We start from the raw sequence: 20,905 nt of genomic DNA, 5'->3' as shown, positions 1-20,905 counted from the left end.
CGACGCCCTAGGGACGGCACGACGACGAGAAGCGCGGGCCGCGAGAGACGCACGACTACGGCGGCTGGTACGCGCTCGTGAGCGCGGGCGACCGGGTCCCGCTACCCAGCGCCCTGACGCCGCTGGAGTTGGATTTCCCTGCCGAGGCCGTCCAATTGGCAACCGTCCGGCACGCGCTCCAGGAATGGCTCACCGACTCCGGAATGGCGACGGGTCCGGCCTACGACGTGCTGCTCGCCGTCGGCGAGGCGTGTACCAATGCCGTCGAGCACGGTCATCGCGGGAACGGGGGCGTGGTCCGTTTGCGGGCGTCGATCAGCGGAGACGAACTCCGGGTGACCATTGCCGACAGCGGGCGATGGAAACCACCCGATCCGCAAGCCGATTCGATGCGCGGGCGCGGCATGCCGCTGATTCGCGCGCTCATTCCAGAGGTCAGCGTCATCACCGGCGATTCCGGCACGGTCGTGGATCTGCGCACACGCTTCACGGAGTGATCGGCGGACCTACAACTCCGACGGGCTGTCCTGCGCGTCTCGTAAACGGACGTTGTCGGCATGCAATCGGTTGTTGTCGGCGTGCAGGTCGGCATTGGCATCCTCCAAGTCGAGAATGCGGCGGATGCCTGCCAGGTTCACGCCGGTGGCGACCAAGTCGGTGATCCGCCGCAGGCGGGCCAGATCGTCGCCGCTGTAGCGGCGGGTGCCCCCGTCGCTGCGCGCGGGAGTAAGCAACCCGTGGCGCTCGTACAGTCTGAGCGTCTGCACGCCGATTCCCGCCAGTCCGGCCGCCACCGAGATCCCGTACACGGCCTGGCCGGGATCGGGCAGATGCCCCGAGTCGCCCCTCTCCTGCGCCATCCATCCTCACTTCGCGTCGTCCAACAGATTTCCTAGTTTAGCGCCTTGCGCTCAACTTCTCTCGATGCTATAAAAAATCTGTACCAGGTGACAGAGGTTATCTGGCCCCTACTACAAAGAATGGAGTGAGGTGGAGGTGGCGACCATGCTGATGCGCACCGATCCGTTCCGCGATCTGGACCGTCTGACGCAGCAGGTGTTCGGCACGAAGGCACATCCAGCGGTGATGCCGATGGATGCCTGGCGCGCGGGCGAGGAGTTCGTCGTCGAGTTCGATCTGCCCGGAATCGACCCCGAGTCCCTGGACCTGGACATCGAGCGAAATGTGGTGACCGTGCGTGCGCGTCGTCCGGAACTCGACGCGGGCCGCGAGATGATCGCCGCGGAACGTTCCCGCGGCGTGTTCAGCCGCCAGCTGTTCCTGGGCGAGAACCTCGACACCGACAATATCCGCGCCGACTACACCGACGGTGTCCTCCGCCTGACGATTCCCGTCGCGGAGAAAGCCAAGCCGCGCAAGATCGAGATCGGTCGCGGCAACGGGCACAAAGCGATCGACGTCTGACCCGGCCGCGCCGACCGGGCGGGCTCGGAGTCCCGGGCCCGCTCCGGAACGCGTAGGACATCGCCGCACAGAGGTTATTCTCGAGCTACGGAACACCTGATGGAGAACCCGATCATGGCATCCACCGAAGTACGCGACCCTCTGCTCACACACGCCGAGGCCGCAGCCGGGGTTTCGCCCGAAGCAGCGGTTGTCTGGCCGGACCCAAGCCCCCTGGACGCTTGGTGGAACCGGATCATGCATTCCGATCCGACGCGCCGCAGCGCCGCGTGACCCGGCCCCATCGCCCCGTGACCGATCAGCCCGAGCACCGCACCGCGGCGGATTTCTGGCGCCGCGGCACGGTGGTCTGGTTCAACATCGAGAAGGGCTTCGGATTCCTTCAGCCAGCCGACCACCCCGTGCCGGTCTTCGTCGAGTACACCAGTATCGAGACCACCGGATACAAGTCACTGATGGCGGGCCAACCCGTTCTTTTCCGCGCCACCATGCGCAAGCGGGGGCCCGAAGCCACAGCGGTGCGCCCCCTCCTTCCGGACGCTCGAGCGACCCAGCTCGATGATCAGGCGTGAGCCGAGATCTCGCGGGACCGACCTCGGCCGCTACCCTGCAGTGATATAACCGGACATATATGTCCGGTGCTGCCGGATCTGTAGCCGAAAGTCGCAATCCCTCGGAGGTGGTCGGGTGACGACGGACATGCCGCGCCCTGATCCGGTTACGCCGCACAGGAGGGGCAGAACTTCCGGCGGTCTGGAGTTCGGGATCTACGTTCCCCAGATCGTCGCGGACTACGAGACGTTGTCGGGCCTCGCGCGAACGGCCGAGCGCACCGGCTTCGACACATTGTGGTTGTTCGACCACCTCTACGCTCCCGGGCTCCCCGACCACCCGGCGCTCGAGGCGTGGACCACAGCCACCGCACTGCTCGCCGAAACCACGACGCTGCGTGTCGGAACTCTGGTCCTGTGCAACAACTTCCGGCACCCCGTGCTGCTCGGGCGCATGGCCACCACACTCGATGTGATCTCCCGGGGTCGGCTCGAATTCGGGCTGGGCAGCGGTTCGATCCCAGCGGAGCACCGGCAGGCGGGCTTGCCGTGGGGGTCGGCGGCGGAGCGATCGGAGCGGCTCGGTGAAGCGCTCGAGATCATCACCCGCATGTTCGCCTCCGAGCGCACCTCGTTCCAGGGCCGCCACTACCAGGTGAGCGACATGCCCAACCGGCCGCGACCGATGCAACAGCCGCGTCCGCCGATCCACATCGGAGGCGCGGGGCCGAAATACACCCTCCCCCTGGTCGCTCGCTATGCCGACGTCTGGAACGTCCCCACCTATGGGCTGCGCGACTGGGCGGCGCTCACCGGCGTGCTCGAGACGGAATGCGCACGCGTCGGCCGGGATCCGGGCCATATCCGCAGATCGCATCAGGCCGTCCTGGCGGTGGCCCCGCACGAGCGTGACCTCCCTGAACTGCGCTCGCGAATCCGGCACCGCTTCGCCGCGGAGGCGTTCGGAGTCGACGACGGTTACATCGGGACGCCCGCCATGCTGGTGGACCGGCTGGGTGCGCGAGCGCAGCAAGGCATCTCGTCTTTCGTCTTCATGACGGGCGCGAAACAGGCCGCCGCGACGATGGAGCTTTTCGCCGCCGAGGTCATGCCACAGCTGTGAGCGCGGTACCGGCACACCTGCTCGTCGACGGCGGCGTCGTCGCGCCCTCCGCGCCTCGGCCGCGGTCGGCTGACGCGACCGCCGCCGGCCCGGACAGAACGGACGATCGATGATGCCTGCCGAGCACGCATTCCACCCCGACTTGCGAATGGCTCGCTTCCTGCCCCGTTCCGTTGGCGGTCCACGCGCGCTCGCCCTTTCCAGGCGGCTGACCCGCCTCGCGGGGAACAGCCGTCCCTCGGGTGGAACGATCGTGCAGATCGACGCGAATGTTTCCGTGCGCGTGTTCCGGCCGCAGCAGGCTGCGCGACCCGCGCCCGCGGTGCTGTTCATTCACGGCGGCGGATACGTCATCGGCTCGGCCGCGCTCGGTGATCGCTTCTGCCGCCACGCGGCGGGGCAGCTCGGCGCCGTCGCCGCATCGGTGGAATACCGTCTGGCACCGCGATATCCGTATCCGGCGCCCCTCGAAGACTGCTACGCCGCGCTGCGCTGGCTCGCCCGGCAACCCGACGTCGACCCCGAACGCGTGGCGATCGCCGGGGAGAGCGCAGGCGGGGGTCTGGCCGCCGCCCTGGCGCTGCTGTCCGTCGAGCGTGCCGAGGTCCGCCCGGTATTCCAGGCGCTGTCCTACCCGATGCTCGACGACCGGACCACGGCACGCACCGATATCGCGCCGGGAAGCCTGCGCATGTGGAGCCAGCGGAACAACCGCTTGGGATGGCGCGCCTACCTCGGCCGGGACGCCACCGACGCGGTACCGCCGTTGGCCGCGCCGGCCCGCTACGAGGATCTCTCAGCGGCAGCGCCGGCCTGGATCGGCGTCGGCACCAACGATCTGTTCTACGACGAGAACATCCTCTATGCCGACCGGCTGCGCGAGGCGGGTGTCCCGTGCACCGTGCACGAAGTGCGCGGCGGCTACCACGGCTTCGACCTGATCGAGCATCGCACGCCCGTCGCACGCGCCTTCGCCCGAGCCCGGATGACAGCGCTCGACAAGGCGCTCAACGGAATCGGCCGAACCTGATCGGCTCGTCCGAGTCATCCGAGTCACCCGGTCAGGGATTTTCTCGATCGGCACCCACCGCAACCCAGGCCGCGATCTGGGCGCGCGAGGTGAAGCCGAGTTTGGTCAGGATGTGCTCGACGTGGCCTTGGGCAGTGCGCTGCGAGATCACCAATCTGGCGGATATCTGCTTGTTGCTGAGTCCTTGGGCGACGAGGTCGGCGACCTGCCGCTCACGCTTGGTCAGCTGCGCGGACGCACCTGAGGGCGGCGTGTCGGTGGGGCGGTTCCCGAGGGCGAACGTCATGGCAGCGCCGATGTCCATCGCTCGGCCTCGTCGAAGCGCCGCATCGAAGCCCTGCGCCCCGAGGGTGCGCCGAGCCGTGCGCTCGCACTCCTCGTGAAAACCCGACAACCTCGCGAAGACGGTCGTGAACCCGTCCGCCGGCCAGAGCCCCTGCGCGGCTCCCATCAGCACGGCCGCGCGCTCGGCGCCGCCTTCGTCCGCGACGATCCAGGCCATTGCCTCGAGAACGAGCGCGGCGATGACCGGACTGTTGACCTGCCGGTTGACGCGCAACGCCTCCTCCAGCATTCGCCGCCCCGTCTCCCGGTCGCCTTGTCGCCATGCGGCGACACCGATGCCGCGCAGTGCCACCGACCGGCCGAGCGATTCGCCTCTGGCCTCGGTGATGGCGAGAACGTCGCGATAACACTCCACCGCGCGCGCGACGTCACCACACATCTCGCAGGACAGACCCAGCGAGGTCAGGGCACTGACGAGGAGCGTTCCCGGTTCGTGCGCACCGAGTAACTCGATGGCACGTTCGAGTGCGGACGACGCGCGAGCCGGATCTCCGCGAGCGAGTGCGAGGGCCCCGGACCCGTAGGCGATCTCGATGTGGGTCGCCGAGGTCCCGGCTTTCTCGTCGAGCGCCCGCGCCTCCAGCATGAGAGCGGCCGCGGAGTGAAAGTCACTCTGCCCTACGACCAGTTGGCTGCCGACGCGAAGAGCCTTCACCCGGTCGGGTACCGAGCGCGCCGCGGGGTGGGCGAGGACACGGTCGAGCCAGGACCGGCCCTCGCCGAACAGCCCGCGTACGGCCCAGAACTCGAACAGGGCCGCGGCGGTGCGCAACCCCGCCGTCGCGGCTTCCTCGGTGTCCTCGGCCAGGAAGGCTTCCAGCGCTTCCCGGAGGTTCGGTTGTTCGCGTTCCAGCCGGGCGATCCAGTCGGGCTGCCGGTGGCTGATCCATTGGTCTTCCGCCTCGAGTGCCAAGTGGTGATACCAGTCGCGGTGGCGGCGGCGCAGCTGGGCGTATTCGCCGGAGGCGCGGAGCTTTTCGCGGCCGTAGTCGCGCAGCGTCTCGAGCATCCGGAACAGCACCACGGTGTCGGAATCCTGCCGAACCAGGATCGACTTGTCGACCAGGGAGGACAACACGTCCAGCAGGGTCCGCCCGGCGGCGTCGGGTTCCGGGTCCTCGATCGGGTCCGCGCCGCACACCTGCTCGGCGGCATCGAGTTCGAAAGTGCCCGCGAAGACCGACAGCCGCGCCCACAACCGCTGCTCGGCCCGCGTGCACAACTCGTAGCTCCAGTCCATGCACCACCGCAGCGTCTGTTGCCGCGACGGGGCGCCGCGACTGCCTCTGGTCAGCAACGCGTACCGATCGGTGAGCCGGGTCAGAATCTGCTGCGGCGACAGCGATCGCAGCCGCGCCGCCGCCAATTCGATCGCCAGCGGCAACCCGTCCAGCCGGGCACAGATCCGGGCCACCGCCGTCTTGTTGCCCTCGTCGACCGCGAAACCCGGCACCGCCGCCGCCGCGCGATCGGTGAACAAGGTGACCGCGTCGAAGCTCGGCAACGCCCGCAGCGTCGGCTCGTGATCCGGATCGGGGACCGCCAGCGGCGGCACCCGCAGCACCGCTTCTCCGGCGATGTTCAACGATTCCCGGCTGGTGAGCAGGATCCGCACATCGGAGCAGGTCCGCAGCACCGTGCCGGTCAGCTCCGCGACGGCGTCCACCACCTGCTCGCAATTGTCCACCACGAGCAGCGCTTGCCGCGGATTCAGGAAGGCGACCAGGGCATCGAGCAGAGGAGTGGCCGACTCGTCCCGTAGCCCGAGGGTGGCCGCCACCATGTCGACGAGCAGCGAGGCATCGGACACGTCGGCCAATTCCACCAACCACACCCCGTCGGCGAAATCGCGTCGCGCCCGCGATGCGGCATGCAGCGCCAGCCGCGTCTTGCCGACACCGCCGATGCCGGTCAACGTCACCAGCCGCGAGGTCGACAACAGATTCCGCACCTCCGCCAGCTCGGCGCGCCGGTTGATGAAACTGGTCAACTCCAGCGGCAGATTTCCGCCACTGGCGTCGGCTGCGAGGTCCGGCGGACGGTGGCCGCGCGCTGGAACCTTGTCCGCCCCTTCGGGATCGGATGCTGTCCGCAGTGCCATCGCACCGACGGGAAAGCCGTGGCGTTGCTGAATCCGCCGGATGGCCTGCCCGAATTCCTCCGCCGTCGGGCGCTCGTGGCTGTCTCGGCTCATCGCGGTTTCCACCAGTGCCGCCACATCCTCGGGAATGCCGCCTTGGCGCAGGTCCGGCACGGGCTGGGAGGCGATTCGCAGAAACTGCGTCACCACATTTTCCCCGCTGCGACGCTCGAACGCGGCATGCCCCGTCAGCGCGCAGAACAACGTCGCCGCCAGTCCGTACACATCGGCCGCCGGAGTCGGCGGATTCCCCTCGAGCACCTCCGGCGCGATGAACGCCGATGACCCTGTGACCATGCCCGAAGCCGTCTCGAACCCACCGGCGATGTGGGCGATACCGAAATCGGTCAACGTCGGCTCGCCGTACTCGGTGAGCAGGATATTGCCCGGCTTCACGTCCCGATGCACGATCCCCAGTCGATGCGCGCCGGCGAGCGCACCGGCGATCTTCACCCCGATCACCAATACGTTCTCCACCGTGAGAGAACCGTGCGTGCGGATCCACGCGTCCAGCGAGTCCAGTGCGTGATACGGCATGACCAGAAACGGATGCCCGCCCGCCGTAGCCCCCACCTCCAGGACGGTCGTGATATTCGGATGCCCGGTCAACCGGCCCATCGCCCGCTGCTCGCGCAGGAACCGCGCCTGATTGTCGGCATCCAGGTCCGCGGTCAGCACCTTCACCGCTACCGTCCGGTCCAGTTCCGGTTGCCAGCAGCGGTACACCACGCCGAAGCCGCCTCGGCCGATCTGCACCGCGTCCTCGAAACCAGCCGCGTCCAACTCCGCCGTGATCGGTGTGCTCACCGCACGGCGGGTGTGCGACGGATCGTCACCGGTCACACGCGATCCAGCATCAGTTCCGGACACCAGGCAATGCACTCACCTCTCGCCAGGGCCAGCGTATCGCCGGGCGACCTGCGGCGGAGCGAACTCGGAGGAGATACGCGCCGTCGGCAGAAATAGGTATATCCGCGGCCGATCGGCCGTCGCGGGTGGGCGTGCGCGCGCGAGACGCTGGCGTGGTTGGTTACATCAGCACGATCACACCGAGGCTTCTATGGACCAGTACGATCCGGAGCACGCTCGAGCCGGCGGCGACAACCCTGCCGGCTGCGCGGAGACGACGTTGATGATCCGGCGTTGCGGGTGCTGTGACAGGTTGCTGGCGCCAGTGTTCGAAGCGTGTTCGTCCTGCCGATCCGAGGACCTGGAGTGGGTGCCGTCCTCCGGTGCTGGGTCGATCGTCTCGTGGCGGGTGCTGAACTGCGCCGCGAACTCGCACACCGAGACGAAGCGATCCCCGATCGCCATCGTCGAACTCGACGAGGGTCCGTGGCTGTACACGACGATCCACGGCCAGCTGCCGCCCTCCTCCGCTACGCCGGTCCGGGTGCGATTCCACGCGCGTCCGCGCGGGGACAGATTCCCGGTGTTCGCCGTCAATCCTGGTCCGCGCAGCTCGAACAATGCCGCTCAACCGGCACAGCCCGGCAGGTAACGCGCCCCGGCCATTCCGTTGCTCTGAAGTCGCCATCGCGCACCGATGACGACTACGGCCCTTTGCGCCGTGCTATCTTCGGAATTGACATTCTCGTGATAGAGAATGCAATTACCAATATAGAGGGGCGTCCGAGGCATCGCCTATGAGTCCGGGACCGCCGGCGCCGAGCAGGAGGAACCGTGACGATCGTGCCGAGCAGCCTGGAGGAACGCGGTCGCATCCTGCGCGAACTGGGCTTCGCGACCCGCCGGGTGGGCGAGGAACTGCACGGTTGCGCCGAGATCACGCCCGAGATGCACGTCCCCGGCACCACCGTGCTGCGCACGTCTGTGCTGGCGACCTGGGCAGACACCGTTTCCGGCCTCCTGGCCTCGCTCGTGATGGGCCCGCGCGTGCCGGTCACGCTGGAACTCGACGTCGGCCTCTACCGCCCCGCCCCCGGAACGGGCGAGGTCCGCGCCGTCGGACGGACGGTGAAGGTGGGCCGCTCGGTGTTCGTGGCCGAGTTCGAATTCAGCGTCGACGCCGAGCCGATCGCCCTCGGGGCGGCTTCCTTCATGGTGGCGCCGGATCCGGACGTGCAGCTGCCGCCGCAGCTGAGCGTCGAACTGCCTGCCACCGGTGAGCGGCTGCCGATGCCGCTGGCCGAACGGGCCCGCTGCGAGCGCGTCGCCCCCGGAACGGTGGTACTCCCGCGATCGATGGAGGGGCTGAACGCCTCGGACACCATCAACGGCGGCCTGATCGCCTTGGCCGCCGAGGAGGCCGTGCTCTCGCTCGCCCCTGGCGACACCCTCAGTTTTCTCGGTCTGCGCTATCTGCTCGGCGCGCGGGTGGGACCGGTGGTCGCGCGGGCGCGGCTGCACGAGGGCCTCGGCCGGGTCGAACTCCGCGACAGCGGCAACGACAACCGGCTCACCACGCTGGCGACGGCCCGCACCTTCGGCGGCTGAACGGCCTCAGCTCAGCCGCGCGACGCCGCGCGGCAGCGTGAGTGGCAGGTCGTTGTAAGTCACGATGCCGGGGTCGGCGGCCACGACGACGGGAATGGCGTTGATCACCGGCATCGCGGTCATGATGTGCCCGAGGGTCATGAAATCGGCGATCGTCTCGGCCTGGAAATCCGGCGGCGGCACGAAGCTGACGACGTTCTTCACCGTCGGACGCCCGTCGACCTGCAGGACCCACCCGTCCTGATCGATCTTCCAATCAGGTTCGAGCGTTTGCCCTTTGCGCCAGCGGACGTCGATCTCGACAAGGGTCCGGTCTCCGACCCGCCCCTTCCAGCTCGCATGCACGCCGGCCACACATCCCGCCGGGATGGTCCACGATCCGAGATCCAGATCGGCTGTCGTCTGCGCGTATTCCGCGTCGCAGCGCACCTCGTCGAGTTCCACACCGAGCGCGTCGCCGATCAGCCGCACGGCCTCGCCGAACACCCCCGTGCCGTGCGCGGTCATCGCGGGCAGGCCGGGATCGCCGATCGGCCTGCCGAACCCCACCGGCTTCTCCGTCTCCGGCGAGTCGTAGAACGTGGTATCGGCGGCCTCGTTGACGGTCACCTTGTCGACCCGGTCGCAGATGCTCGCCGACAGGATGGCCAGCAGATTGATGTACCCGGGGCTGATGCCCGAACCGAACATGGTCGACCCGCCGCGGCGGCATGCCTCGGCGATCCGCTCGCGCCCCTCCCCCTGGTTGTGGCCGGTGATGAACGAAGCGGTCGCGACGACATCGACACCCGCGGAGAGGATGCGGACCAGCTCGTCCACGTCGATCCACATCGGGTTGTAGACCACGCAGTCCGGCTTCAGCGCCAGCAGCGCGTCGACGTCGCCGGTGGCGGTGACACCCAGGGGTTCGATACCGCACAGTTCGCCCACATCGCGCCCCACCTTGTCCGGCGACCACGCGTAGCAGCCGACCAGTTCGAGCAGGGGATTCGCCACGATAGCCCGCACCGAACTCTTCCCGACGTTGCCGGTCGTCCACTGGACGACTTTGTAGGTAGCTGTGTTTGGCACCCGCTCAGCATAGGCACACGCAGCGTCTCCCAGAAGGAAAATTCTCGCATTCGAGAATTGAGTTTTCAGTGGTCGCGGGCCAGCCCGAGGAGCAGGACGTCGAGCAGTCCGTCGGCGCCGTGCGGGAACGGTGGACGGCGAGCGAGGACGCGGTAGAGGAGGGTGCCGATGATCGCGTCGGCCGCGGCATCGAGGTCGGCCCCGACGCGTAATTGCCCTTGCTGGACGCCGGCGTCCAGCCGGTGCATCAGTTGCTGCCGGGCGGGACCGGTCAGCCGGTCGTAGAGGCGCTCGGCATCCGCCTGGCTGTCGGCCGCCGCGGCCGCGAGGCCGCGGATCAACGCGGCGGCGGCGGGTTCGCCGTGCCGAATCGACAGTTCCCGCAGCCACTTACGCAGATCAGCGGCGATGTCGCCGCTGTCGGGAAGCGGCTCGGCCGCGCTGATGAGGTAGCCGTCCAAGACCGCCTCCGCGACGACGGCCGCCTTCGAGCGCCACCGCCGGTAGACGGTCTGCTTGCCGACCCCGGCCCCGGCCGCGATGGCCTCGATGGCCTCGATGGCCTCGATGGCCTCGATGGCCTCGATGGTCATCTGCTCGTAGCCGACGGCGGCCAGCAGGTCCCGCGCGGAGTCCAGGATCGCCTGGTGTGCGCTGGCGCTGCGTGGTCGACCGCGCTGTGATTCCGACATCGGCTACGAGCCTAGAACATCGCATTGCCCTGGCAGTCCACGCAATTGCGCGGCGACAGCCGCGCCGCCGGTGCGGCAGCCGCCGTCCTACACCGCGGCGGAGACGCCGAGCACCGCCGGCGTCGCCACACCGACGCAGACCTGCACCCTGTCCTGATAGAAGGCGACGTGCCCACGCAGACGCGCCACTTGGCCGACCGGGTGGTCATAGCTCCAGCACACGGCCGCATCGCCGTCGCCGTCGAAACGCCAGTAGGTCGCCTGCCCTTTGAAGGGGCATCGGCTGCTGCGCGCGTCGTCGCGCCGAAGCGCGACCCGCACGTCCTCGCGCGGGAAATAGAACACGAGCCCGTGATCCTGTTCGTCGACGAGCAGGGGCCGGGTCGTCTCGGCGACGAGCCGGTCACCGAGACGGGCCGTGACGAGATTGCGGCGGCGGTGGATGTCGACGCGATAGTCGGGTCTGGCCGCGAAGCCGGAGACCTCGACGTCCGCGGCCGCCCGCTGTTCACCCATCCGAAGACTCCTTCCCAAAGACTCGCGTGGTCCTACAGACGAGAATCCGCGGGGATCGCGGAATGTTCCCGGCGCAGCGGGCGGATCATCGCCTCCTGCGTGAACGAGGCGATCAGCCGGCCGTCCTCGGTGTGCACCTGACCACGGACATAGGACATGCCCGCGCCCACCTGCGTGCTCTCGTGGGAATACAGCAGCCAGCCGTCCCATCCGACGGGCTCGTGGAAACTCACCGTGACGGTCATGACCGCCGTGGAGATGGTGTGGTGCGCCTGGCTGGTGCCGACACCGGCGTGCGCGCGCATGGTCGTCGACACCGACAGGTGACCGGTGAAGTGGGCGAGCAGGGCTTTGGCGAGATCGTCACGAACCGGAATCGGTTCGTAGCGCAGCCAGGCGGACAACTCGGGCGGGCCGACCTCCGCGGGATCGTTCACGTCGGCGACGCCGACGATGCGCAGCTCGCGGCCTGCCATCGGCATATCGGCCTCGATCGACTCGGCAGGCCCGGCTACCCGAGGGCGCGGCGCGTGATGCCGGATGACGTCCGATGCCGCCGTGTCGGCCAGGACGGAGACCGATGCGCAGCGCCGCCCGTGCTGATTCACCGCCACCGACGCGGCGGCTATCGAACGCCCCTCGTGGGTCACGTCGACGACGAACTCCACGGGCTCGTCCGGATCCGCGACCCGGATGAAGACGGCGTGCGCCGACCGAATAGTTTTGCCGGGCAGTCGTTTCGCGACCGCGACGACGGATTGGGCGAGCAGCTGGGTGCCGTCGACCACCTTGCGCGATCCGCCGTCACTGCTACCGGTGAAGGTGTTCGCGCCGACCGGAGCGACATCGAAGATCTCGAGCATCCGCGTCACGGAGGACTCGGGCGCGGAGGTCTGCTCCGTGGCGCTCATCGCGTCGCCCAGGACGATCCGATCGTGCTCGGTATGCGTCATCTCGTGCCCTCTCTGCGGTGCCGCGGCCCAGCGGCCCTGCCCCGGCGCGGCGGACCCGCCGTCACCCGGCGCAGCGCCTCCACGTACTCCCCCGGACCGGGATGAAAGCCCTCCAGCCACCAGGTGGCGCCTGCCGCCGCGATGGCTTCGACCGTGGCACAGGCTGTGCCGGGCCGGTCGGCGGGCGTGCGCCCGGTGATGACGACGTCGAAAGGAGTTGCGCCCACGCGATATTCGGTGACGGCGCCGATCAGTTCGGTGACGATCTCCGGGGTCGGACCGAAGGAGCCGTCGGAGCCGATGATCATCGGGGCGATGCCGTCCCAGCGGGCGGCACGCCGCAGCGGCAGGCGGTTGGGCCAGTTGCAGCCGATCCAGATCGGCGGGCGGGGGCGCTGCACCGGGGTCGGCAGAAACGTGACGTCGGTAGCGGACAGGTGCGCGCCGTGGAAGTCGACTTTCTCGCCGGACCACAGTTCGGTGAGCAGAGCCAGCCCTTCGTCGAGCCGTTCGGCTACCTCACGTGGCTCGGCCGGTTCGCCCCAGGTGCCGTATTCGGCTTCCAGCGTGAAACCGAGTCCGGCGCCGAGCACCAGGCGGCCGCCGCAGAGCCGGTCCACCGAGGTCGTCTGCCGCGCCAGCGTGCCGGGGCGGCGGCGCGCGACCGGAGTCACCAACGGGCCGAGACGGATTCGCTCCGTCGCGGCGGCGACCAGCGTGAGCAGCACCCACGGATCGGCGATGTCGACGGCGCCGTAGGGGAACACCACGTGGTCCCACACGAAGAAACCGTCCCACCCCGCCTCCTCGGCACGCCGGGCCAGGTCGGCGACCTGACGCGGCTCGGCGAACTCGCCGAGGCAGGGCACACACAGGCCGTATCGCATACCGTTCTCGCCCCCGGACATAGTTGAGCCTTTCCGTGACAACGACGGCTCCCCGCGCGCCATTCGACGGCGGGCGGGGCCCGCCACACGGCCGAGCACCGGCTCCTGGCGAGCGGCTGCGGACGCTTGCCAGGAACCGGTGCGATACCGCCGCTGCCTACTTGAGCATGCTGCCCGCGTCGATCGGCAGCGGAACACCGGTGACGAAACGGGATTCGTCGGAGGCCAGGTACAGAACCGCGTTGCTGATGTCGACCGGCTCAACCCACGGTATCGGCAGGGTGTGGAACATCCGGCAGATCGGCTCCAGATCGGCCGGGCCCGGGTTCTCCAGGTCCGGACGGAAAAGCTTGTAGGTGCCCTCGTTCATCACCATCGGCGTGTTCACGTGCGTCGGGTGCACCGAGTTGACCCGGATCGAGTGCTGGCCGAGTTCCACGGCGAAAGTCCGCATGAGACCGACGACGCCGTGCTTCGCGGCGACATAGTGCCCCACGTTCGGGTATGCCTTGAGCCCGCCGACGGAGCTGGTGAGGACGATCGAACCACCGCGTCCACCGGCGATGAGATGCGGCGCACCGGCTTTCACGGTCTTCCACACGCCGCCGAGGTTGACATCGATCATGTCGTCCCACAGATTCTCCTCGAGGTCGAGCAGTTGCCCGCCCTCGTTGCCGATACCCGCGTTCGCGACGATGACGTCCAGCCGCCCGAGCTGCTCGACGCCGCTGTCCACGGCGGTCTTCAGCGCGGCGTAGTCGCGCACGTCCACCTCGGCCGTGAATACGCGCCTGCCTTCGGCTTTGACCAGATCGGCGGTGGTCGCCAGATCCTCGGGCGTGGACATCGGGAAGGGCACGTTGTCCAGCTGCTTGCAGACGTCGACGGCGATGATGTCGGCGCCCTCCTGCGCCAGCCGCACCGCGTGGCTGCGGCCCTGGCCGCGCGCCGCGCCGGTGATGAACGCGACCTTTCCTTCGACCCGTCCGGTCATGGTTACCTCTATTCGTTGTCTCGCCGAAACGGCTTGCTCGTGAATGGCTTCGGAGCGAAGGGAATTCGCGCCCGGTCACTCAGGGGTTGGGAGTGAAGGTGATGTGCAGTTCGGTGAGCCCACGCAGGATGAAGGTGGGTTCGTAGGTGTAGTCACGCTGCCCGGCGGCACCGTGCCGGTCCGCATCGATCGAGATGTCGAGCATCCGGTCCAGGATTCGTTCGATCGAGACCCGGCCTTCGACGCGCGCCAGCGGGCCGCCGGGGCAGGAATGCACGCCACGGCCGAAAGCCATGTGCTCGCGGAAGTTCGGACGATCCAAACGGAATTCGTGCGGATCGTCGAAACGGCGCGGATCACGATTGGCCGCACCCGGACAGAACATCACCGTCGAACCCACCGGAATATCGGTGTCACCGATCGTCGTCGCCCGCTTCGCCAACCGGAACCCGCTCTTCACCGGCGAATCCATCCGCAGGGTCTCCTCGATGAACACCGGAATGAGGCTGCGGTCGGCCCGCAATCGCGCCTGCACCTCGGGATGGTCACCCAGAATCCGCAACGAGGCGCTCAGCAACTTCGCCGTGGTCTCCTGGCCGGCCGCGAACAAGAAGGTGGCCGAGCGCACGACGTCGATGACCTCGGGCGTCGATCCGTCCGGGTACTTCGCCAGCGCCAGCGACGTCAGCACATCATCTTGTGGCTCACGCCGCCGATCACTGATATACGAACTGAATTTCTCGTCCAGCCACTCCAGCGGATTGCTCGACACGATTTCGTTGTCGATCGCACCGACCCTCGACCCGGGACGCTCGGCGCCGAGCGCGATGCGGAACGCCTCGTGGTCCTCCTCCGGCACGCCCAGCATGTCGGCCACCACCAGCAAGGAGAACGGCTTGGCGTACTCGGCGAGGAACTCACACCGGCCACGCTCGAGGAACTCGTCGAGCTGGCGATCGGCCAGCCGCCACATGAAGTCCTCGTTCTCCTTCAATCGCGCCGGCGTCAGCAAACGATTGAGCAGCGAGCGCGCATAGGTGTGCTGCGGCGGATCCATCGTCACCATGTGCTCGAACATCGGCAGCTGATCACGGTGCCGCTCGATCAACTCGGTGATGTCGTCACCCTCGACCTCGAAGGGCAGCGGGGGAAACGGCCCGCCGACCGCGATAGCCGAGGAGAACACATCGGCGTTCTTCAACACCGCTGTCGACTCTTCGTACCCCGTCACCGCGTACACGCCGTAACGGGATTCCTGCGTCACCGGACACTTCGCCCGCAGATGATCGAAATACGGGTGCGGGTCCGGAACGAGCGCCGGATCGGTGAAGTAGTCGACCGAATCGAAGTCAGTCATGTGGAGCACTCCTGGATGGATAGAAGCAACCTTCTCGATGGTAACAGGATTCTTCAGTTATGCGAATATCGTTCTCATCAGGCTGCAAGGGGAATAAGCGGATCAGCTATCAGGGCAGGTAGACGCGGCTCGCCAGCCAACGGCCGTCGACGAGTTCCATGGTCATCAGGACCCGGCTGCGATCGACCCGCGGATCCGCCGAGGCGGTGTTGGTCACCGTCTGATCGATGAACAGCAGCACTTCGACTTTCGTCTCCGTCGCCGACTTGACCGCGGCGTCGAGCACCGTGCCCTTACCGGTCGCCTTGTTGTCCAGCAGCAGCTGCCGCAACTGTCCGCTGGAGCGGGTGTACATGTCGTGGAACTCACCCGTCGACCCGTCGAGCACGGCGGCGAAATCACGGTCGAGCGTGCCCGAGTCCACGCTCGTGAGCGTGACGGCGTACGAGCGCGCCGCGGCGAGCCCGGCCTCGGCCGCGGCGTCCACGTCACGTTCCTTCTTCAGCTGCCATCCCAGCACGGCCGCGGCGACGATCGCCGCGACCGCGACCGCCGCGCCGACGGGCAGCAGCCCTCGGCGGACCAACGGAAGCACCCGGGACATCCGTCCCCGCCGCGTGCTCTCGCTCGGCCCCGGTTGCGCCGCGGCGCTGTCGGCGGGCTGCTCAGCCGGGGCGGAGTCCGTCGTGGCGGCGGCCTCCTCGGGCTCGTCCTGCCCCGTCGACGGCTTCTCCTTCGTCGCTACCGATGTCTCGGTGTCACTGTGGCTCATAGCGCTTCCTTTCTCCGGTCGGTCATCGCCGCGGCGCGGGCGGCGGGGGCGGCAGTGGCGGTCCCGCGAACGTGAGCGGAAGCGACAGCGGCCCGATCGGGGTGGGTGTGGCTTGCTGGTCCGCACGGATGCCCGGCGGCGGCCCGTCCGGAATCTCCTCTCCCGGCGGGCGCGGCGCGTTGCGCGCGCCGCGGATGAGCACCGAGGGATCGTGGTTGGGGCACGACGTGTACAGGTAGGGCTCGGGGAAGTCCGGCAATGACGGCGGGCGCCGGGGAAGGTCGTAGTCGCAGGTGTACCGGGGGTACAGATTCACCAATCCCCATACGCCACCGTCGTGGAACGCCACGCCGATCGCATCCAGCGTCGAGCCGGAGCGCTCGGTCGGGAAGAAGAACTCCTGGAGAGCGGGCACGCGCTTCGACGTCGTGTCGGCCACCACCGCCAGGTTCGCCAGCAGGCTCGCGCCCGCGGCGGAGTTCTCCGCGAGCACGGCGTCGAGCGCGCGCAAAGTTCCGGGTGCGGCTGCGAGCAACTCGACATACCCACCGGACTTCCGCTCGACGCCACTGAGCAAGGCATTCGCGTCGGCGGCGAATCTGCCCAGGCCGGGACCGAAATCACGGACCGTCGCGAGCACCGACCGACTGTCGCGCAGCAGGCTCACGGTCTGCGGAAGCACCGAATCCAGGGTCGAGATCAGGAACAGGCCGCCGTCGATGATGTCGGCGAGTTTGCCCGGCCCCTCGGGACCGACACCGAGTTCGTCCACGATGGCCGCCAGCTCGGCGGGATCGACCTGGGCCAGCGCCGAATCCAGTTCGGTGAGCGTCTTCCACAGCGGTGTCGGCGTCGTGGTGCGCTCGACCGCGATCTCGGCGCCGTCGGCGAGATACGGTCCGTCGTCGCGGGTGGGGCGGAAGTCCAGGTACTGCTCGCCTGCCATCGAAAGGCTCGCCACGCGGACCTCCCCGTCGGCGGGCACCCGCGCACCCGCGTCGACGGCGGCGACCGCGACCAGACCGGTGCTGGTCAGCTCCACCGACTCGACCCGGCCGATCGGCACGCCGCGCAAGGCGACCTGCCGACCGGCCAGCAGGCCGCCGGAGTCGGCGAGGTGCACCCGCACGGTGATCGTCGAGGCCACCGGATCGACGCCCAGCGCGCCGAAGACCAGATAACCCACTCCCAGCACCAGGGTGAGCACGAGCGCGCTCGCGGAAAGGAGCGAGCGCCTGGCTCGTCCCGCGCGCACTGTCGTCACCAGCACGCGCGCGGGCATCTCCAGCGCCGTCGCGCCCGCCGCGCGCAGCCGGGTCGACCTGCTCATCGGCCACCTCCGCTCAGCCGCTGCTGGAGCTTCAGCAGGGTGTAGGTGAGGCTCCCCACGAACGCCGCCCAGTCCCCGGCGTCGGGCATCCGGCTTTCCGGATCACCGGTGTGGTTCGGGTCGGGCAAGGCGCCGATCGCCAGATCGCGCATGTCGGCGTCCACGCTCGCCGACGTGCTCGTGGTGATGGCGATGACCGGTCCGAGCATCGCGTTCATCGCCGCCACGCTCGCGTTCGGATCTGTTGCGGCGGCGTTCAGTTCGGCCGCGATCCGGTCGATATCGGCGACCATGCCGGTGGTGGCGGCGCCGTTCAGTCCCGGGAACTTCGCGAGCTGCCCGCTGATCTGGTCCACTCTGCGAACCAGGTCCAGCGCTTGCCTCGCATTGTCCTCGAGGGTGGTCAGCGCGGGCCCGGCCGCGAAGACCACATCATCGATCGTGCGACGTTGCGCGTCGAGTTGTCCGGCCAGCTGGTCGATCTGCGCGAGGGTGGTTCGGATGTCCTCCGAGCGCGCGGACAGCGCCTGGACCACTCGGGTCGACTGTTCGATCAAGGCGCCGACCCGGTCGCCGCGGTCACCGACCGCTTGCCCGAGACCGTTGACCAGGGTGGTGAGATTGCGGATCGCGCCACCGTTCACCAGCAGGGAGGCCGTCGTCAGCAGCTCCTCGATGGTGGCGGCGGCCGCCGTGGCGGTGCGAGCGATGCTGTCGCCGTCGCGCAGGACGGGAGTGTCGGGCGTGGCGTCCGCCGGTGCCGTGAGCGAGACGAAGACGTCGCCGAGCGGGGTGGCGGTGCGCAGTTCCGCGCGCGTCCCGAGCGGCAGCACCACGTCTTGCCCGATGCTCATCGTGACGACAGCGGTGAAGTCGCGCACCGCCATACCGGTCACTTCGCCGACGTCCGCTCCGGCGAGCCGGACCTTCGCCTTGGCAGGCAGGTTGAGCGCGTTGGCGAAGTCGGCATGAATGGTGTAGTTCGCGCCGCCTACGCCGGGCGCGGGCAACGGCAGGTCCTCCAGCCCGACCGAACACGCCGTGGTCGTCGCCAGCACCGCCGCGCCGAGTGCCGCCGCACGGAATCCTTCTCGCCAGGGCCTCATCGCGGCAACCTCGACATCGCTTCGAGCATGTCGGTGATCCCGAAATCCGGCCCGAAGTCCTGCAAAGTACCGGTCGCACAGCCGAGTTGGCGCAAGCCCAGGATGTTGCACACCTCTTTGACGAGCTGGCTGTCGAAGAACACCTTGTCCAGCAGCGCGTGTACCCGCACACCGCGATGCTCGAAATCGACCGCCTTGTAAGCGTTGTTCAGCAGCAGCGGCGTCACGTCGATGAATTCGGCCAGCTCGCGCCGGTAGTCGGCGAGCGCCCGCGTCACCGTGTTCGCGTCGGAGACCGTGGCCGAGATACTCCCGGCGTTGTGCGCGAGCAGATCGCTCGCCTGCAACAGGATCTGGTTGATCTGCGCACCCGTGTCGCCGGTGCCGATATCGAGATCCGCCAGCGCATCGCCCAATTGCCCGGTGGCGGCACCGAATTCGCGGATCGCGCCTTCGTTGCCGGCGACCGCGCGCACCAGGGTGGCCAGCTGGTCGATGATCCGGGTGATCGCGTCGCGGACCTCGGCGCCGCCGTCGTCGCCCAGGCGTATCGCGGCGGCTAGTTCGTCCATGGTCGCACGCAGCTGGGGACCGCTTCCGGTGGCGATCGCCGCGGAGACGCCGAGCAGCTTCGCGATCGGACCGTCGCCGGGCTGCGCGCCTTTCAGCTCGCCCGCCATCCGATCGGCAGCGCCCAGCAGGCGATCGAATTCCACCGGAGTCCTGGTGCGGTCGAGACCGATCCGGGCGCCGTCGGCCAGCGTGGGGCCGCCGCGGTATGCCGGGGTGAACTCGACGTGCCGGTCGGTCAGCACCGACGTCGACAACGTGACGGCTGTCGCGTCGGCGGGGATGTCCACCTCGGCGTCGATCTCCATCGTCACCTCGACGTGCGAGCCGCGCGCGACGACCGCGGTGACCTCGCCGATCGGCATGCCGAGCACGGCCACCGCGTTGCCGACGTAGAGACCCGCGCCGTTGTCGAACGAGGCCGTCACCGTCTTGCCGGTGTCCCGCAGGCCCACCGCGTCACCGGCGCATCCGGCCAGCGCGCCGACCATCAGCACCGCGCCGAACCGGATCAGCAGACCTATCGCTCTCATTGGCAGTCCTTGAAGTACGGGGGCAGATCGGCCTGCAGGGCGCGGCTGCTGATGGCGCACATCCAGGAGTCGACCAGTGGCCCGGCCGGCGCGGTGAAATCGACCTCGTTCGCGGTGCCGGAGGCGTTGGCGAAATTGCGCACCGGGACGGGCAAGATCTCCAGCGTGTTCCGCAGCAGTTGGTCGTTGCGCGCGAGGCTGCCGAGCAATCCGTTCAAGCCGGTGATCAGCTCTTCGAGCTTGGGCCGGTCGTCGACCACGAGCACGCGGAGCTGGTCGGCGAGACGCCGGGTTCCGTCCATCAGTCGCTGGATGGCGTCACGGCGCGCGACGATCTCGGTGAGCAGGTCGCGGCCCCGGGTCGTGATCGCGGCCAGATCCGCACGCTGCTCGGTGACCACCGTGGTCAACCGCTGGGTGCCGGCCAGCAGCGCGCCCAGCTCCCCGCGGCGATCGCCGATGATCTCCGACAGCGCGCGCATGTTCTCCAGCAGACCGGGCAGCACCGTGGGCACCCCGTCCAGTTGGGTGGCCAAGCTGTCGAGCGACTTGCTGATCTGCCGAGCGTCGATCTGATCGAAGGTGACCGTGGCGTTCTCCAGCGCCCGCTGCAGGTCGTAGGGAACGGCGGTGTGGCTCAAACCGATCCGCCTGCCGGGCAGCGAACCCTCACCCGCCGGACGCAGTTCCACGTAACGAGCGCCGAGCAAGGTGGTCAGCTTGATGGCGGCGCCGGTCTCCGAGCCGATGGCGACGTTCTCGTCGACTTCCAGGGTGACCACCACGTGGTCGCCGGCCAGCCGCTGCGCCCCGACGGTCCCGACCGGCACGCCGGCGACGGTCACCGAGTCACCCGGGCGGATCCCGGCGGCTTGGGCGAATTCCGCCTCGTAGGTCACCTTGCCGACGCCGAGCGCGTTGAATCCCAGCGCGGCGCCCAGGACGGTCAGCAGCGCCACCAACGCGACCACGCCCAGCGCGCCGCGCGGGTGCGTCTCGATCGGCTGCCGCACCGTCAGCACAGCCTGTCTCGCAATATTTTTCAGTCTCATA

21 protein-coding genes are annotated in these 20,905 nt (G+C 68.5%); 7 read left to right on the top strand and 14 right to left on the bottom strand.

Annotated features, from left to right (window positions below; translation table 11 throughout):
* The first annotated feature begins 77 nt into the window (after positions 1-77).
* Positions 78-497, top strand: coding sequence for an ATP-binding protein (locus tag ON19_RS14315; protein ID WP_043691383.1), 420 nt, complete (start codon positions 78-80; stop codon positions 495-497).
* A gap of 9 nt (positions 498-506) precedes the next feature.
* On the opposite strand, the gene ON19_RS14310 is transcribed toward ON19_RS14315, so the two are convergent.
* The gene (locus ON19_RS14310; RefSeq protein WP_043691381.1) at positions 507-860 is read right to left on the bottom strand and encodes a MerR family transcriptional regulator; all 354 of its coding nucleotides are present in this window, start codon (positions 858-860) and stop codon (positions 507-509) included.
* A gap of 145 nt (positions 861-1,005) precedes the next feature.
* Between ON19_RS14310 and ON19_RS14305 the strand changes: the two genes are divergently transcribed.
* From ON19_RS14305 to ON19_RS14290, 4 genes are all read left to right on the top strand, one after another.
* Positions 1,006-1,425 carry an Hsp20/alpha crystallin family protein gene (locus tag ON19_RS14305; protein WP_043691598.1) on the top strand — a complete coding sequence of 140 codons (420 nt, stop codon included), beginning with the start codon at positions 1,006-1,008 and terminating at the stop codon, positions 1,423-1,425.
* Between the two features lie 290 nt (positions 1,426-1,715).
* The gene (locus ON19_RS14300; protein ID WP_051168869.1) at positions 1,716-1,997 is read left to right on the top strand and encodes a cold shock domain-containing protein; all 282 of its coding nucleotides are present in this window, start codon (positions 1,716-1,718) and stop codon (positions 1,995-1,997) included.
* Between the two features lie 115 nt (positions 1,998-2,112).
* Complete coding sequence (locus ON19_RS14295) at positions 2,113-3,099, top strand: LLM class flavin-dependent oxidoreductase (protein ID WP_227954727.1); 987 nt, start codon at positions 2,113-2,115, stop codon at positions 3,097-3,099.
* Positions 3,100-3,352: 253 nt separating this feature from the next.
* Positions 3,353-4,129 (top strand): alpha/beta hydrolase, encoded by a 777-nt coding sequence (locus ON19_RS14290; protein ID WP_306307043.1) that lies wholly within the window; start codon positions 3,353-3,355, stop codon positions 4,127-4,129.
* 31 nt (positions 4,130-4,160) lie between these two features.
* Here the strand turns inward: ON19_RS14290 and ON19_RS14285 are convergent, their stop codons facing one another.
* The gene (locus ON19_RS14285; protein ID WP_043691377.1) at positions 4,161-7,457 is read right to left on the bottom strand and encodes a protein kinase domain-containing protein; all 3,297 of its coding nucleotides are present in this window, start codon (positions 7,455-7,457) and stop codon (positions 4,161-4,163) included.
* Positions 7,458-7,788: 331 nt separating this feature from the next.
* Between ON19_RS14285 and ON19_RS14280 the strand changes: the two genes are divergently transcribed.
* The gene (locus tag ON19_RS14280) at positions 7,789-8,115 is read left to right on the top strand and encodes a Zn-ribbon domain-containing OB-fold protein (protein ID WP_255218384.1); all 327 of its coding nucleotides are present in this window, start codon (positions 7,789-7,791) and stop codon (positions 8,113-8,115) included.
* 182 nt (positions 8,116-8,297) lie between these two features.
* On the top strand, positions 8,298-9,071 hold the full coding sequence (locus ON19_RS14275) for a hotdog domain-containing protein (RefSeq protein ID WP_227954725.1): 774 nt from the start codon (positions 8,298-8,300) through the stop codon (positions 9,069-9,071).
* A 6-nt stretch (positions 9,072-9,077) separates the two neighbouring features.
* Here the strand turns inward: ON19_RS14275 and ON19_RS14270 are convergent, their stop codons facing one another.
* The 12 genes from ON19_RS14270 to ON19_RS14215 all read right to left on the bottom strand — a co-directional run bounded on the left by ON19_RS14270 (position 9,078) and on the right by ON19_RS14215 (position 20,904).
* Entirely contained in the window at positions 9,078-10,142 is a 1,065-nt protein-coding gene (locus tag ON19_RS14270) for an NAD(P)H-dependent amine dehydrogenase family protein (protein ID WP_043691375.1), read from the bottom strand.
* Positions 10,143-10,207: 65 nt separating this feature from the next.
* Positions 10,208-10,834, bottom strand: a complete 627-nt coding sequence (locus ON19_RS14265) for a TetR/AcrR family transcriptional regulator (protein ID WP_043691373.1) — start codon at positions 10,832-10,834, stop codon at positions 10,208-10,210.
* Between the two features lie 87 nt (positions 10,835-10,921).
* On the bottom strand, positions 10,922-11,350 hold the full coding sequence (locus ON19_RS14260) for a DUF427 domain-containing protein (RefSeq protein WP_051168857.1): 429 nt from the start codon (positions 11,348-11,350) through the stop codon (positions 10,922-10,924).
* A 32-nt stretch (positions 11,351-11,382) separates the two neighbouring features.
* Entirely contained in the window at positions 11,383-12,261 is an 879-nt protein-coding gene (locus ON19_RS14255) for an acyl-CoA thioesterase (protein ID WP_043691579.1), read from the bottom strand.
* A gap of 38 nt (positions 12,262-12,299) precedes the next feature.
* On the bottom strand, positions 12,300-13,211 hold the full coding sequence (locus ON19_RS14250) for an LLM class flavin-dependent oxidoreductase (protein WP_227954724.1): 912 nt from the start codon (positions 13,209-13,211) through the stop codon (positions 12,300-12,302).
* 136 nt (positions 13,212-13,347) lie between these two features.
* Positions 13,348-14,184: a mycofactocin-coupled SDR family oxidoreductase gene (locus tag ON19_RS14245; protein WP_043691371.1), complete on the bottom strand. Its 837-nt coding sequence runs from the start codon at positions 14,182-14,184 to the stop codon at positions 13,348-13,350.
* Positions 14,185-14,263: 79 nt separating this feature from the next.
* Entirely contained in the window at positions 14,264-15,541 is a 1,278-nt protein-coding gene (locus ON19_RS14240) for a cytochrome P450 (protein WP_051168855.1), read from the bottom strand.
* A gap of 109 nt (positions 15,542-15,650) precedes the next feature.
* Positions 15,651-16,313, bottom strand: a complete 663-nt coding sequence (locus tag ON19_RS14235; RefSeq protein ID WP_051168854.1) for an Rv1363c family protein — start codon at positions 16,311-16,313, stop codon at positions 15,651-15,653.
* A gap of 22 nt (positions 16,314-16,335) precedes the next feature.
* Positions 16,336-17,643 carry an MlaD family protein gene (locus ON19_RS14230; RefSeq protein WP_083899367.1) on the bottom strand — a complete coding sequence of 436 codons (1,308 nt, stop codon included), beginning with the start codon at positions 17,641-17,643 and terminating at the stop codon, positions 16,336-16,338.
* On the bottom strand, positions 17,640-18,749 hold the full coding sequence (locus ON19_RS14225; RefSeq protein WP_043691367.1) for an MlaD family protein: 1,110 nt from the start codon (positions 18,747-18,749) through the stop codon (positions 17,640-17,642). The genes ON19_RS14230 and ON19_RS14225 overlap by 4 nt, the downstream gene beginning before the upstream one ends.
* Positions 18,746-19,852: an MCE family protein gene (locus tag ON19_RS14220; RefSeq protein ID WP_086006642.1), complete on the bottom strand. Its 1,107-nt coding sequence runs from the start codon at positions 19,850-19,852 to the stop codon at positions 18,746-18,748. The genes ON19_RS14225 and ON19_RS14220 overlap by 4 nt, the downstream gene beginning before the upstream one ends.
* The gene (locus ON19_RS14215; protein ID WP_043691365.1) at positions 19,849-20,904 is read right to left on the bottom strand and encodes an MCE family protein; all 1,056 of its coding nucleotides are present in this window, start codon (positions 20,902-20,904) and stop codon (positions 19,849-19,851) included. Before ON19_RS14215 ends, ON19_RS14220 begins: the two co-directional genes overlap by 4 nt.
* Position 20,905 lies beyond the last annotated feature (1 nt).

The sequence above is a fragment of the Nocardia abscessus NBRC 100374 genome, assembly GCF_000308455.1.
In the GTDB taxonomy this organism is placed as follows: Bacteria; Actinomycetota; Actinomycetes; order Mycobacteriales; family Mycobacteriaceae; genus Nocardia; species Nocardia abscessus.
The sequence above is the reverse complement of the archived record's forward strand: the minus strand, read 5'-3'. Positions and strand labels throughout refer to the sequence as shown.